This window comes from Chitinophaga oryzae, from assembly GCF_012516375.2.
GTDB classification, from domain to species: Bacteria; Bacteroidota; Bacteroidia; order Chitinophagales; family Chitinophagaceae; genus Chitinophaga; species Chitinophaga oryzae.
Map to the genome: position 1 here is coordinate 4,886,975 of NZ_CP051204.2, position 13,833 is coordinate 4,900,807.

Consider the following 13,833-nt stretch of genomic DNA (forward strand, 5'->3'; position numbering starts at 1 on the left):
GGATGACACCCACACTTTAATACTTCACCGATAAACTATCGTTCACGCCTGCTTCCAGGCGTGCTTTCTGCTATTTTTCACCCTCATCATTTTTTTATGGAAGAAGTATTAAATCCCACTCAGATAAAACAATTTATGGAAGAAGGCTATGTCCGTCTTGATCATGCCTTCCCCGAAACGCTCGCCGCCGATGTCCGCAGCATCTTATGGAAAGAGATGGCCATCGATCGTGATGATCCATCTACGTGGACGAAGCCCGTTATCCGGCTGGGCATGTACTCCCAGCCACCGTTTGTGGCATCTGCCAATACGCCGCTGCTGCACGCTGCCTTCGACCAGCTGGTGGGAAAAGACCGGTGGCTCCCCTGCCGGAGCATGGGCACCTTCCCCATCCGTTTTCCCTCCAGCGAAGATCCCGGCGATACCGGCTGGCATGTAGACGCCAGCTTCGGCGACAACCCGGCCAACTACCTCGAATGGCGCGTTAACTGGCGCTCTAAAAACAGGGCGCTGCTGATGCTGTTCCTTTACTCCGACATCGGGGAAAATGACGCCCCCACGAGGATACTGGCAGGATCCCATAGAGATGTGGCGCGACTGTTAAAACCCGCAGGAGAAGCAGGCATGACCATCCTCGAGCTGGCAGCGGCTTTCCCGTCTTTACCATCGCGGCCGGTCGTCAACGCTACCGGTAAGGCGGGCACAGTATACCTGTGTCATCCTTTCCTGGTACACGCCGCACAGCCGCATCAGGGAACGGAACCCCGTTTTCTGGCGCAACCGCCGCTGCTGCTGAAAGATGAACTGATGAAAGCCGGCACGGAGATCACCTACACGCCCGTGGAAGAAGCCATCCGGCAAAGCCTTCACGAATAAATACGCAGCGGACCGCTTCCTGACGGACGGCCCGCTGTTTTTCATTAGTTTGTTCTGCTGCGTCCATCCTCATTGCCGAAATCACACTGCTTTGCTTTCTTCGTATAGCAGTCACCGTTATACCCCTTCATAAAATTGATAAAAACCGGTTTCGGACTTCAGCCCTGCGTCGCAAACAACCCTTTTAAGAAACAATCCGAATCCTAACTAAATCCCTCACAGATATTATATTTTCCCCCTGTGATGGCAGAACGCTATTTTTTGTTATTTTAGTAATAGTGTTAATCGTTGTCCATTGCCTGAATCCAGATATCATGATGAATCCGACCTGCTGCTGAGGGTCGCAGCGGGTGATGAGCATGCTTACAAATTTCTTTTCGACCGTCACTGGAACCGTATTTACCAGGTTGCGCTTTCTTTTCTGAAAGACGCAGAAGAAAGCCGGGAAGCGGTACAACTTGTTTTCATCCGGTTATGGGAGAAGCGTAGCCATTTACCGGGGGTGGAAAATTTTGACGCCTGGCTGTTCATTATGGCCAGGAATACTATTTTAAACAAGTTGAACCGAAAAGCGACCGAAGCAATGATGCTGACGGACGATCTTCCTTTGGAGGACCAGCTGACCCCGGAGATGGCCATAGAATATAAGCAGACGGCCCTGTTGGTACAGGAGGCCCTTACCAGGCTTCCGCCGCAGCAATTGCAGGTATTCAGGCTCAGCCGGGAGCAGGGGCTCACCCATGCCCAGATCGCCCGGCAAATGAATATTTCCCAGGCGACCGTCAAAAGCCATATCATCAGGGCGTTACATACACTGAGGGCCTATATTCGCGAACGGGACGGTAATATGTTACTGGCGCTTTGGCTATTGACCAGAATCATCGATTAAAAAATTTTTTTCCGGCTGCACCTATCATCTTTTTTCTGTGTCTTATATAGTATAAGGCATACATTTTTTACCAGTTATGCATGATACACCAGCATTTTTCCGCCAGTTGACCGACAAGTATCTTACTGATACGATCACAGCCTCTGAAAAAGAGCTGTTGTTCAGTATGATCAGCGAAGGCGCCTATCAGTCCGAACTGGAGCAGCTACTAGCTGAGGTTTGGGAGCGTCCGGTGACCGGCGGGGAAGACATTGCGGTGCGTGAGCAGATCTTTGATAATATAAGAACACAGCAGAAGAAAGTAAGGCAGCTGCGTATCCGGCGATGGAGCGCCGCTGCCGCTATTGCACTTGTACTGGGCGCGGCCGGAACGGTGTTTTTCCTTCAAAGGGAACACCGGTCCCCTCAGCCGCTGGCTGCCGTACAACCGGGAAGCCAGAAAGCCGTGCTGATACTGGGGGACCAGTCGCAGGTGCCGCTCGACAGCAGCTTTTCCCGTACCCTGCAGCAGGGCGGGGCCACCGTGTCCCAAAAGGGAGGACAGCTGATATATACGGCCAACAGCCAGCCTTCCGGCGCCGTTACCTTTAACACGTTGCAGACAGCCCGCGGCGGCCAATTCCGGCTGCAGTTGCCGGACGGCACCCGGGTATGGGTGAACGCCGGTTCTACGGTCCGGTATCCGGCTGTTTTTCCGGCCAACGAAAGACATATAACGGTTACCGGGGAAGCGTATATGGAAGTGCAGGCAGACAAACGCCCGTTCCTGGTATCCACCCAACATGAAACTGTACAGGTGTTAGGCACCGCCTTTAATATCAATGCCTACGAGGAAGAACCATCAACACTCACGACCCTCCTCTCCGGCAAAATCAGAATAGTGAACAATCACCAGACAGCCGTTGTCCTGGCGCCGGGCCAGCAGGCAGCTGTCAGCCATCAGGCTTCCACGGAGATACCGGTAGCGGAGGCAGACCCGGACCAAGCCATCGCATGGAAAAATGGCTATTTCGATTTCGAGAATGAGCGGCTGGACGTGATATTCCGGTTGCTGTCCCGATGGTATGACGTACAATTTGTAGCCGAAGGAAAAGCCGCCGGTCTGCAATTCAGCGCGGTAGTTACCCGGACTTCCTCCCTGGAGGAGGTGTTATCTGTACTGTCTGCCACCGGGGCTGTTAACTTTTCCCGGGAAGGCAACACCATCAGGGCCCGTGTAATCACACCGTAGGTGTCATAACGATATGATCAACCAAAAGAGCCGTTTAATTGGATATGGTATACAAGGGTAAAGGCAGCGCCCTGCTAGCGGGCGTTTTCCTTAATACCGCACCGAATCACTCATGTTGGTAAGGATCAACAACCAACCGACATTATTTTTACTGCTTATGCGATCCCATGTTGTGATTTTACTGACGTGTTGTCTGCTGGCATCCACTTGTTATGCCCAGGTCACCATGTCGGAAAAGGGCGTCACGTTCACCCGGCTCTTTAAACAAATCAGGAAGCAAACGGGCTATAAATTCGTCTACAACAATGATATGCTGCCAAAAGACAGCCACTTTGATGTGGACGTAAAAGACGCGCCGGTGAGCGCCGTGCTCGACAAATACCTGCGCCCGGTCATGCTCACCTATGAGATACGCGCCGACAAAACGATTATTATCCGGCAGGCAAAACAGCCCGCGCCGGCACCCGCCAAAGCAGTGTCCCGTTTACAGGGACAGGTAACGAATGAAAGCGGGCAACCACTGCCGGGCGCCACCATCGCAGTGAAAGGTACCCTGCTGGGCGTCGCTGCCGACCAGGACGGCCGTTTTACACTGGAAGTGCCCGACGGCAATGCCACGCTCACCATCTCCTCCGTAGGGCATGAACCCAGGGAGTTGCAGCCATGGGAAGGCATGCTGGTGGTCCGGCTGCAGATGGCCATCAGGACGATCCGGGATGTCACTATCAGCACCGGGATGTTCAGAAGGAATAAAACAACGTTCTCCGGGGCGACAACAACTTTCACGGGAAAAGAACTGCGGCAGGCGGGCACGCTTAATGTGCTCGAAAGCCTGAAAACGCTGGACCCTTCTTTCGTGATCGTGCGTGATAATATCGCGGGTTCCAACCCTAACCAAATGCCGAAAATTGAAGTAAGGGGAAAAACAGGCCTTTCATCCAACACCGTGAGAGACCAGTTCTCCACCGATCCCAATCAACCCTTATTTATTCTCAATGGAATGGAAACCACCCTGCAACAGATCATCGATCTGGATATGAACAGGGTGGCTTCCATTACCCTGCTGAAGGATGCCGCCTCTACCGCCCTGTATGGCTCCCGGGCGGCCAACGGCGTAGTGGTGGTGGAAACCGTCAAACCCCAACCGGGAGAATTGCAGGTATCCTATACCTTTACCACACGGTTTGAAACACCCGCCCTGCGGGACTATAACCTGATGAATGCCGCTGAACTGCTGGAGTTCCAAAGGCTGGCGGGCATGTACGACCCCGGGCATTTCGGAGGCAATCTCGCCAACGATAACCTGTACAACCAGCGGCTGGCGGAAGTGGCCAGCGGCGTTAACAGCTACTGGCTTTCCAGTCCCGTGCAACAGCGCTTTACACATGGTCACTCCCTGTACGTGAACGGCGGGAACAACGATTTTCAATACGGCGTTGGTTTGAACTACCGCGACCTGAAAGGCGTGATGAAAAACTCCAATCGCAAAACATGGGGCGCCACCATAGACCTGAACTACCGGAAAGGAAAAGTCAACGTTGCCAATTCACTGTACATCAATGGTACCGATGCCAACGAATCACCTTACGGCGCTTTCGCCGACTTCGTAAAACTCAGCCCCTACTACCGTAAAAAAAAAGCCGATGGCAGTCTGAATACAGACCGCTACCTGGAGGTCTTCACTGTTGAAACGGATCAGTTCTTTCCTGACACTTTCCGGGTAGGCAACCCTTTGTACAATGCCAGGCTGGGCCGGAAAAACAACAGCAATAATTTGCTGGTGCAGGACCAGCTCAACCTGATCTATGACATCTCGCCACACTGGCGCCTCTCCGGTGGCTTCCAGCTGGCGCGGAACAACGGCTCCTCTATCCTCTTCATTTCATCTGACGACACGCGGTTTGACGGGAAACCCGCCTCTCAAAAGGGGTTGTATACCGAAACCCGGATGGATGCACACTCTTACCAGGGAAACGGGATGCTGACCTATCGGAACGTACTGCATGAAGTACATAGCATCAACGGCAACCTCCGCTCAGAAATACAGGAACAGGGACAAACCATATCGGGCTATTCCGCTGTTGGCTTTCCGGCAGACGTAAGGCCTAACCCGGCTTTTGCGTCACAGTACCCTCCCGGCTCCAAACCTGTCTTTCAAAAAACAAAAGTCAGGCGGGTCAACGCGCTGGCCAGCGTCAACTACACCTATAAAAACCGTTATTACGCAGATGCTACCTACCGCCTGGACGGCTCCACCGTCTTCGGTTCCGGTAAAAGATACTCCTCCTTCTGGTCAGTAGGCGGCGGCTGGAATATCAGCAGTGAACCGGGCATGAAAAACCATCCTTCCCTGGACCTGCTGCGCATCAGGGCCAATATCGGCACCACGGGCAACCAGTCCCTGGGCTCCTATGCTTCCTCCTCCGTATTCGGCTTCGAGAACGATCCCAACATTTTCGGGCAGGGCATATATATGACACAACTGGGCAATCCTCTGCTGCAATGGCAACATACCCGTAACGCCAATATCGGCCTGGATATCAGCCTGTGGAACAACAGGCTGCTGGCCGCCTTTGATATTTATGAAAAGTATTCAGACCCGCTGGTGGTGAACGGCGCCAGACCTCCGTCAACCGGCGTTTCTACCTATGCCTTCAACGTAGGCGCACTGCGGACAAAAGGCGCCGAAGCCATTATCCGCTTCTTCCCCATCTACCTCCCGGAGAAAAAAATCATGTGGACCGTTGGCGTAACGGGCGCCTACTACAAAAGCAGGTATGAAGGGCTTTCCAACGTTCTCGGCAACCTCAACGACTCCGCGCTCAAATCCGGTTCCCTGCTACGTTACGTGGATGGCTACAGCCCCGATGAGCTATGGGCCGTACGCTCCCTGGGGATAGATCCGGCATCCGGACAGGAACTGTTTCTGAAAAAGGACGGTAGTCAAACGTTCACCTACGACGTGGCAGACATCGTGCCTCTTGGCGACAGCAGGCCCGTAGTGCAAGGCATTATCAGCTCCGGCTTCACCTGGAAAGGTTTCCGCTTAGGCGTCAGCCTTCGCTATAGTTTGGGGCAACGGACGATGAACCAGGCCTTATATTCCAAAGTGGAAAACATCAGCCTGGCAGACCTGGCCAACAACCAGGACAAACGGGCATTAACGCTGCGCTGGAAACAACCGGGCGACCAGGCGGAATTCAGGGGCATCAGCATCACCGATGAAACGCCCATCTCTTCGCGCTTCATTCAGAAAGAGAACTACCTCTCGGGGGAATCCATCGGCGCGGGATACGAAATGGACGCCGCCCAACACCCGTGGCTGCAACGTCTGAAGCTGCAGACCATCCGGCTGGACGCCATTATGAACGACGTCTTCCGGCTGTCCACCATCCAGTCTGAAAGAGGTATAGATTATCCCTTCAGCAAGGCCGTGTCATTGAACCTGAATGTTTTCTTTTAAACCGTCATTTATGCAACATAAAGCCTCCGTTCACCTGCTGATTTTTGTACTGACGATGACCGCTACGGCATCCTGCAATAAGTACCTGGACGTGCAACCCGAAGACCGTCTCCTGGAGGAAACTGTTTACAGCGACCGTAAATCCATCCGGAATGCGCTGAACGGCATCTACCTGAACCTTGCGAAGCCGGGCCTGTACGGTGAAAACCTGTCCTCCACCACTGTGGACGTGATGGCACAATACTTTGATGTGCCCGCCTATACCGGGCGGCCATTCCTGCAGCTCAGCCGGTACGATTATAACGACGCCGGCGTAAGAGAATATATGACCACCATATGGAGCGATAGCTACTCCGCGATACTGAACATCAATATCTTTATCCGGCAGCTGGAGTCCGACAGCAGCATCGTATCCGGTGAAGAGAGGCGCCTGATGCTGGGCGAAGCCTACGGTCTCCGGGGACTGCTGGCCTTTGACCTGCTCCGCCTGTTCGGACCAGTATACCAAACCGATTCCACTAAAGCGGCCATTCCCTACCCTGTCAAGCCGCAATCGGAGGTACAGCCACAGCTTCCTGCCACGCAGGTAATGGCAAACGTGCTGGACGACCTTACCCATGCAGCTGCCTTTCTGGCAAAAGATCCCGTACGTACGCAAGGGGCAAACGCCGGGGCCCCGGAAGGAGACGCCTACTTCAGTTGGCGCAACCGGCGGATGAACTACTTCGCCGTACAAGGGCTCCTGGCCAGGGCGCTGCTGTACCAGGGTAACACCAATAACGCCAAAACCATTGCCGCCGCGGTAATAAATGAAGCCGGCCGCTGGTTCCCATGGAGCCCTGCCGACGCGAGCGCCCCCGGCATCTCCAACCCGGACAGGGTATTTTCTTCCGAAATACTGTTCGGCCTGGATAACAACCACATGTACCAGACACAGCAAAACTGGTTCGCCGCCATTAACGGGCCGCTGCAGATACTGATCCCGGCAGCCTCCCGGCTGGACAATATCTACGAAAGCAATCCCGATGATTACCGCTATCGCTCCTGGTTTGCCGTAGACCTTACCACCAACAGGATCGACAAGGTTTTCCAGAAGTATAGGGACGTGAAAGACCTCAGCAAGGCTTTCCGACGCCTGCAACCCCTCCTGCGGATGTCTGAAATGTATTACATTGCAGCGGAAGGTACGCCGGATGATAACGAAGCCGCCGCACTGCTGAATACGGTACGGACTAACAGAGGCCTCCCTCCCCTGACACTGCACGGCGATAAACGGGATCAACTGACACTGGAATACCAAAAGGAATGCTGGGGAGAGGGACAGCTTTTCTTTTACTATAAACGTATCAACCGGCAAAGTATTCCCAGGGCTACCGGCAGCGGCGTCATCAGGATGAACAGCACAAAATACGTGGTACCGTTACCGTTATCCGAAACCACCTTACGTTAAAAGCCGGCAAGACCGCATGAAAACAAGCTGCCTGTACATTTTTCTTCTCGCGTTGGGAAGTTCCTGCACCAAAGAAAAGCTGCTGCGCTATGAAGGCGGCAACAACATTTATATGTATATACAAGGACTCGGCCCATTTGTAAGTGATACCAGTCAAATCGACTTCTCCAGGAAAGTTTCGCAAGATTCCACCCTGGCATTAGCTTTCAATGTGGTAGGTCAGGTGGCGGCAGTTAACAGGACATTTAAACTGGTCGTATCTGACAGCTCCACCGCTGTAGCCGACCGGGACTTTATACTGCCGCCGGCAGACAGCTGTTATATTCCGGCTAACGAGACGCATACCTATCTGCCGCTTAAAATCCTCCGGTCTGCCGCCCTGTATGAACAATCGTTCAGGCTTATCCTGAAATTGCAGCCTAATGAAAATTTCGCCACCAGTGTGCCCGTTTATACGCCACCCCAGCAGGAGCCCCGGAGCGGCATCGTTCTGAGGATCACCATCGCCGATATACTGCAACAGCCGGACATATGGAACAACAACGTCCATGTATTGGGCATTTATACCAGGAAGAAAATTACTTTAATGGTAAAGCAGCTCTCACTGGACCTGAACAGGTTTTATAGCAGCCCGTATTCAGCTGCCCAGCTGAAAAACTTCTCCCTGGAGTTTCAATCCTACCTGGACCAGCAAAAAGCAGCAGGTAATATCATTCGCGAAGAAGACGGAACAGTGATGGTAATGGGACCGGATGTGCAATAATTATTTATTTTTGCCTCAGTCATATGCATACCTACCTCCATATATTGCTGCTTTCGGTCCTTGTGCTGCTGGGAGGCTCCTGTATGAAAGACCCCGGCAACTATCAGTACGATCCCATCAACAGGATATCCATTACCGGAATCGACAGCTCCTACACCATAAATTATGGAAACAAACTGCAAATAAAGCCAGTTCTGTCATTTACCCGCGACCGGCAGCAGGACACCGCCAACTACTCCTACCTGTGGGTGGCAGATCATGTGGTAGGATACGTCCCGCGTCCCAAAACCATCTCCACCGCCCGGTACCTGGATCAGACTATCAGCCTGGATTTCGGGACCTACTACATGTACTACCGCGTTACGGATAAAAGAACCAATGTATTTACCGACGCCTACTTTTATCTTACCGTTGGGGCGCCCAGCTTTGAGGGCTGGCTGTTACTCTGCGACATGGAGAACGGCAACAGCCGTTTGGATATGGTATCCCACCAGGGCAACAAAGACACTGTATATCCCGACATTCTCAAAACCGTCTCCTCTTCTTTCGTTCCTGCCGGCAAACCGGTATTCGTAGAAACAGGCACCACTGATTTTGCTGACCCGAGAGGACAGCTGCTTACACCATTTATCGCTACCAGCCAACAGTTTGTCTTTCTGGGTTCAGATACACTGGATTATAAACCGGCTAATGATATGCAGAGCAGGATACCCGGGGCGGTGACAGACTGGAGCCATTCCAGGCTATACATGGGCCAGCAACAAACGGGGCTGTTCGCGCTTGACAACGATGTGTTTTTACAATACCTCGGAACTTTTACCGGCCCTGTTAATAATGCCGGCAACCAACGGTTCAACGCCTCCCGCTGGCTGACGTTCAACAGGAGCGCTCCCACGCTCAGCGCCGTTGTATTATTTGATACCGACAAGGGTGCCTTCTACCGTTATCCCGGCCAGGGCACCGCCTGTGTTCCTTATACCGACGGTACCCTTTTTGATTTTACTACGGGCAAAGAACTGCTTTACCTGCAACATGTGCCCTTCAATGGCGGGGAAGTGTTTGCGGTGTTACAGGATAAAACAGACGGCAAAAGATATCTTGCCCGCTTCACTATCATCGGGACGCAGCGGTATTACGGGGAAATCACCGGTGATGGCATTGCTGCCGCCACACAGTTTGCCGTCAGCCCGGATAAAGGCTATCTCTTTTACGCTGTCGGCGGAAAGCTCTACGAGTATGACGTCATTAACAACCGTTGTATCCTGATAAAAGACTATGGCGCCCGCATGATATCGGTAATAAAATTCCAGCAATTCACCTACATATTCGATGCCGCAGGCAATAAAGACAGGTATCTGGCACTGGCAAAAAAACTGGTCGTATGCACCTATACGCCGGGAGCTCCCACCAACTCCGGCATGCTCGACATCTACAATGTACCGGATAACAATGCCCCGTTGCAACTGTACCAATCCTTCTCCGGCGGAATCGGTAAAGTGGCCAGCGTTTCCTACCGCGACCGGTAAGACCGTGATTATAATTCTGAAGTGGTCATACCATACTTCTGTTTGAAAGCGAAATAAAAATGGGACAGGTTTTCGAAGCCGAGGTCCAGATAAAAGTCAGCCGGTTTTTGCTGCTTGTGTTTGATGAGGTAATGCGCTTCTTCCAGGCGCCTTTCTTTCAGCCATACTTTGGGGGTGGCGCCAAATGTTTTGGTGAAATCGCGCTTAAAGCCGGAAAGGCTGCGGCCGGTAAGCCGGGCCAGCGTGGCCACGGGAACATTAAACATGTAATGCTGACGCATAAACGCCTGCAGGTCTATTTTATGAGGTTCCGAAAAGTCAAACAGCAGGTTGTTGAAATCGGGCTGGCTTTGCAACAGTAATTCTATCGCCTCCCTGATCTTGAGATCTGCCAGTTTGGGCGTGGTTTCTTTTGTGCGGTTGATATAGGGCGTCAGGGAGATAAAAAAGCTTTTGAGAAACAAATCTGCTTTAAAGAACAGTTTTGGGCCACCCGGGTAGCGTTGGCTGACATTGATTTTGTTTTCGGCAGCATAGCGTCTTAATGTTTCCGTATCCAGTGTGATCGCAAGGAACTGATAGTTGCCCTCTTTAGAGGGGTATTTGATGGTACGGATCAATTGATTCTTTGGCACGAAAACGACTGTATTTTCGCGGATAACGGCTTCGCCGTCCGCATGAAAGGCATGCGTTTCCCCTGAGAGCTGAAACCCTAAAAAATGTTCGGGTATAAACTCCTCGTGTCCCCTGTACTTTTCAAAAGCGCAGGAATAGACAAACCTGTCAAATATGATTGCTGCTTTTGCTTCCATATGACGAATATCGCGGAAAAATCAATCACCTCCATGCGCGCCCGCCATAGCTATTTCCTTGTCCTGTTCCGGAGTACCGCCGGATGAGGCGATAGCCCCGATGACGTTCCCGTTTTTATCTTTTATGGTCACCCCGCCGGCAATGGTCAGCAGGCCGCCGTTGGCGTTGATCATACCATAACCGTTCAGTCCTGCGCCGGCAATGATATTGCCCATAACGTCGCTGTCAACGCCGAACATGGCAGCTGTCTTTGCCTTTTTCACGGCAAAGTCCGCCACTCCGTATACGCTGTTCCATCTGCCGAAGGCCACGGGATGGCCACCTGCATCCACCACCGCAACGCTTACGGGGATATTCAGTTCCTTTGCTTTTGCTATCGCTGCCGACAATGCCCTGGCAGCCTGATCGTATGTAATGTTCATTTTTTTTAAATTTTTTAGCGGGATGATAAAAGAATGCACAGGCGTAAGCCTGTGCATTTCGCCTAACTTTTAGCGGACCAGGCTTCACTTTGCAATTGTTTCACAAAATCTTCTGTTTCTTTCGGGTGCACGTTTCTGAAGTTAGGTTGCGCATCCAGCGCCACATTCACGATCACATCTGCCATGGATTCGGGGTCTAATTGATTGGCGAGAGCGTCGGCGACGCCATCAAATGCGCTGGCCGGTGTGAAATTCACTTCCGGGTCGTACCAACGGCCGATGGAGTCCGCCCCACGGTCGTTGAAACCGGTACCGAAAACACCGGGGTTACAGGTGGCTATTTTAATATTGAAAGGGGCCAATTCGGTTTTCAGTCCCTCTGCAATGGCTTCCAGCGCGTGCTTGGAGGCGCAATAGGCCGCCACGTAGGGAACCGTCCACAAGCCTCCCATTGACGAGGTGAACACTATCTTCCCCTTTTTCTGTTTTACGAATTTTTTGATGAAGCCTTGTGCCAGCTCCAGCCCGCCGAAAACATTAACATCAAACATGGCGCGAATGAGGTCCAGCGGCTGCTCTGCGATGGGCCCCCCCTCCATTACACCAGCGTTGCTGATCAAAATGTCGATGTCGTATTTTTTAAGAATGTAGGCGATATCGCGGGAATCAGTCACGTCGAGCTTATCCGCGGTGAGTTCGACTCCCTTTTCTTTGGCCTCCCGGATCAGATCACTCATCTGGGGTATACCTGCGTGGTGGCGATAACGTTATGTCCCATCGACGCCAGCTTAAATGCAGCTATTTTTCCGAAGCCGCTGGCAGCTCCTGTTATCAAAATGGTTTTGCTCATCTGTCAAGAAAATTAGTACACCACAAATTTGGACAAACCAGCGATAAAATAGCTTGCCAGGAAGTCCAAAAATATATTGGTGGAAAGTTCAGCGCGGGAGCTGGCCCGGTCAACACCGTTCCTGCTCCGGGAGAGAAATATACCTGGAAGCCGGCATGCATGAAGTATACGGGAATAATATTGTACTTTGGCAAAAAGCGTTACCACCTTATGAAAACAAACTACTTCCTGTTTTTCCTGTTGTTCCTTCTGTATCTGCAACCGGCAGGTGCACAGACACGTTCCAAAGCAGCCGCTCTTCAACAATTTATGAACGACCGCTTTGGCATGTTCATCCACTGGGGGCCGGTAAGCCTGCGTGGCACCGAAATCGGCTGGAGCCGCGACAAGGAAGTTCCCACCAGCGACTATGACAGCTTATACAAAGAATTCAATCCCGTGCTCTTTGACGCTGACACATGGGTAAAAACAGCCAAAGACGCCGGAATGAAGTATCTCACCATCACGGCAAGACATCATGATGGATTTTGTTTATGGCCTACAAAATACACCGGCTACAACATCGCCAACACGCCCTACCGGAAAGATATCTTACGAGCCTTACAGGTGGCATGTAAGAAACAAGGCATCAAATTCTGTATTTATTATTCGGTGCTGGACTGGCATCACCCGGACTACCCTATCCATTCTGCACACAACAGCCAGGCAGACCCCAACTCCGACATGGGGAAATATTTCACTTTTATGAAAAACCAGCTCCGGGAGCTGATTGAGCAGTACGATCCCTACATGCTCTGGTTTGACGGCCAGTGGGAGCAGCCATGGACCAACGAAATGGGGAAAGAGCTCTATGCTTATCTCACGCAGTTAAAACCGGATATCATCACCAATAACAGGTTGGGCAAAGAATTCGCAGCCATGGACAACAAAGCGATTGACGTCTCCCAAATGGTGGGTGACTACGACACCCCTGAACGGGTGGTGGGCCGGCTGAACATGACAACACCTTGGGAAAGCTGCTTTACGATTTGCCAGCAGTGGTCCTGGAAGCCCAACGATAAACTGGTGCCGCTGGACACCTGCCTGTCTATTCTCTCCCGCAGCGCCGGCAGCAATGGCAATCTGTTATTGAATGTGGGGCCCATGCCGGACGGACGGATAGAAGCCCGCCAGATCAAACGTCTGCAGGCCATCGGCGATTGGCTGAAAGTAAATGGAGCGGCTATTTACAACACGAAAGGCGGACCTTACGAACCGGCGAAAGACTATGTGACCACCCGCAGGAGCAACCAGCTGTTTGTACATGTGCTGAATACGCAACTCACGGAGATATCGCTGAAAGCGATTCCGGGCGTGAACGTCCGCCGGGCAGGTACGATGACAGGCATCAACGTGCCCGTGACCACCAGCGACGATACCTGTCGTTTAATGCTTCCCGCTGCGCTCAAAGGCCAGCAGGAATATGTTGTTGTGCTGGACATGGATAAAAATATGGAGACAGTACCCGTGATAAAATAAAGATGACAGTCATTCATGGCGGCAGGTGTAAC

At 52.1% G+C, this 13,833-nt stretch carries 11 protein-coding genes; 8 read left to right on the top strand and 3 right to left on the bottom strand.

Annotation, left to right across the window (positions count from 1 at the left end):
* The first annotated feature begins 96 nt into the window (after positions 1–96).
* The 7 genes from HF324_RS19825 (at position 97) to HF324_RS19855 (ending at position 10,198) form a co-directional block, all read left to right on the top strand.
* Positions 97–876 carry a phytanoyl-CoA dioxygenase family protein gene (locus tag HF324_RS19825; protein ID WP_168860618.1) on the top strand — a complete coding sequence of 260 codons (780 nt, stop codon included), beginning with the start codon at positions 97–99 and terminating at the stop codon, positions 874–876.
* 295 nt (positions 877–1,171) lie between these two features.
* The gene (locus tag HF324_RS19830) at positions 1,172–1,765 is read left to right on the top strand and encodes an RNA polymerase sigma factor (RefSeq protein WP_168804149.1); all 594 of its coding nucleotides are present in this window, start codon (positions 1,172–1,174) and stop codon (positions 1,763–1,765) included.
* A 76-nt stretch (positions 1,766–1,841) separates the two neighbouring features.
* Positions 1,842–2,996, top strand: a complete 1,155-nt coding sequence (locus HF324_RS19835) for a FecR family protein (RefSeq protein WP_168860619.1) — start codon at positions 1,842–1,844, stop codon at positions 2,994–2,996.
* A gap of 157 nt (positions 2,997–3,153) precedes the next feature.
* Entirely contained in the window at positions 3,154–6,459 is a 3,306-nt protein-coding gene (locus HF324_RS19840; protein ID WP_168860620.1) for a SusC/RagA family TonB-linked outer membrane protein, read from the top strand.
* A gap of 10 nt (positions 6,460–6,469) precedes the next feature.
* Positions 6,470–7,909 carry a RagB/SusD family nutrient uptake outer membrane protein gene (locus HF324_RS19845; protein ID WP_168860621.1) on the top strand — a complete coding sequence of 480 codons (1,440 nt, stop codon included), beginning with the start codon at positions 6,470–6,472 and terminating at the stop codon, positions 7,907–7,909.
* A gap of 16 nt (positions 7,910–7,925) precedes the next feature.
* The gene (locus HF324_RS19850) at positions 7,926–8,672 is read left to right on the top strand and encodes a DUF4843 domain-containing protein (protein ID WP_168860622.1); all 747 of its coding nucleotides are present in this window, start codon (positions 7,926–7,928) and stop codon (positions 8,670–8,672) included.
* Positions 8,673–8,695: 23 nt separating this feature from the next.
* Positions 8,696–10,198: a PKD-like family lipoprotein gene (locus tag HF324_RS19855; protein WP_168860623.1), complete on the top strand. Its 1,503-nt coding sequence runs from the start codon at positions 8,696–8,698 to the stop codon at positions 10,196–10,198.
* 8 nt (positions 10,199–10,206) lie between these two features.
* Here HF324_RS19855 and HF324_RS19860 read toward each other — a convergent pair whose 3' ends face one another.
* The 3 genes from HF324_RS19860 to HF324_RS19870 all read right to left on the bottom strand — a co-directional run bounded on the left by HF324_RS19860 (position 10,207) and on the right by HF324_RS19870 (position 12,170).
* Complete coding sequence (locus tag HF324_RS19860; RefSeq protein WP_168804155.1) at positions 10,207–11,010, bottom strand: helix-turn-helix domain-containing protein; 804 nt, start codon at positions 11,008–11,010, stop codon at positions 10,207–10,209.
* A gap of 21 nt (positions 11,011–11,031) precedes the next feature.
* Entirely contained in the window at positions 11,032–11,433 is a 402-nt protein-coding gene (locus tag HF324_RS19865; protein ID WP_168804156.1) for a GlcG/HbpS family heme-binding protein, read from the bottom strand.
* 62 nt (positions 11,434–11,495) lie between these two features.
* Positions 11,496–12,170, bottom strand: coding sequence for an SDR family oxidoreductase (locus HF324_RS19870; protein WP_220101204.1), 675 nt, complete (start codon positions 12,168–12,170; stop codon positions 11,496–11,498).
* A 323-nt stretch (positions 12,171–12,493) separates the two neighbouring features.
* Between HF324_RS19870 and HF324_RS19875 the strand changes: the two genes are divergently transcribed.
* Positions 12,494–13,801, top strand: a complete 1,308-nt coding sequence (locus tag HF324_RS19875; protein ID WP_168860624.1) for an alpha-L-fucosidase — start codon at positions 12,494–12,496, stop codon at positions 13,799–13,801.
* Positions 13,802–13,833: the final 32 nt, after the last annotated feature.

What these genes read in the sequence shown, in the direction of transcription:
- HF324_RS19825 (WP_168860618.1), top strand. Translation starts at nt 97, where the DNA reads ATGGAAGAAGTATTAAATCCCACTCAGATAAAACAATTTATGGAAGAA.
- HF324_RS19835 (WP_168860619.1), top strand. Translation starts at nt 1,842, where the DNA reads ATGCATGATACACCAGCATTTTTCCGCCAGTTGACCGACAAGTATCTT.
- HF324_RS19840 (WP_168860620.1), top strand. Translation starts at nt 3,154, where the DNA reads ATGCGATCCCATGTTGTGATTTTACTGACGTGTTGTCTGCTGGCATCC.
- HF324_RS19845 (WP_168860621.1), top strand. Translation starts at nt 6,470, where the DNA reads ATGCAACATAAAGCCTCCGTTCACCTGCTGATTTTTGTACTGACGATG.
- HF324_RS19850 (WP_168860622.1), top strand. Translation starts at nt 7,926, where the DNA reads ATGAAAACAAGCTGCCTGTACATTTTTCTTCTCGCGTTGGGAAGTTCC.
- HF324_RS19855 (WP_168860623.1), top strand. Translation starts at nt 8,696, where the DNA reads ATGCATACCTACCTCCATATATTGCTGCTTTCGGTCCTTGTGCTGCTG.
- HF324_RS19860 (WP_168804155.1), bottom strand. Translation starts at nt 11,010, where the DNA reads ATGGAAGCAAAAGCAGCAATCATATTTGACAGGTTTGTCTATTCCTGC.
- HF324_RS19865 (WP_168804156.1), bottom strand. Translation starts at nt 11,433, where the DNA reads ATGAACATTACATACGATCAGGCTGCCAGGGCATTGTCGGCAGCGATA.
- HF324_RS19870 (WP_220101204.1), bottom strand. Translation starts at nt 12,170, where the DNA reads ATGAGTGATCTGATCCGGGAGGCCAAAGAAAAGGGAGTCGAACTCACC.
- HF324_RS19875 (WP_168860624.1), top strand. Translation starts at nt 12,494, where the DNA reads ATGAAAACAAACTACTTCCTGTTTTTCCTGTTGTTCCTTCTGTATCTG.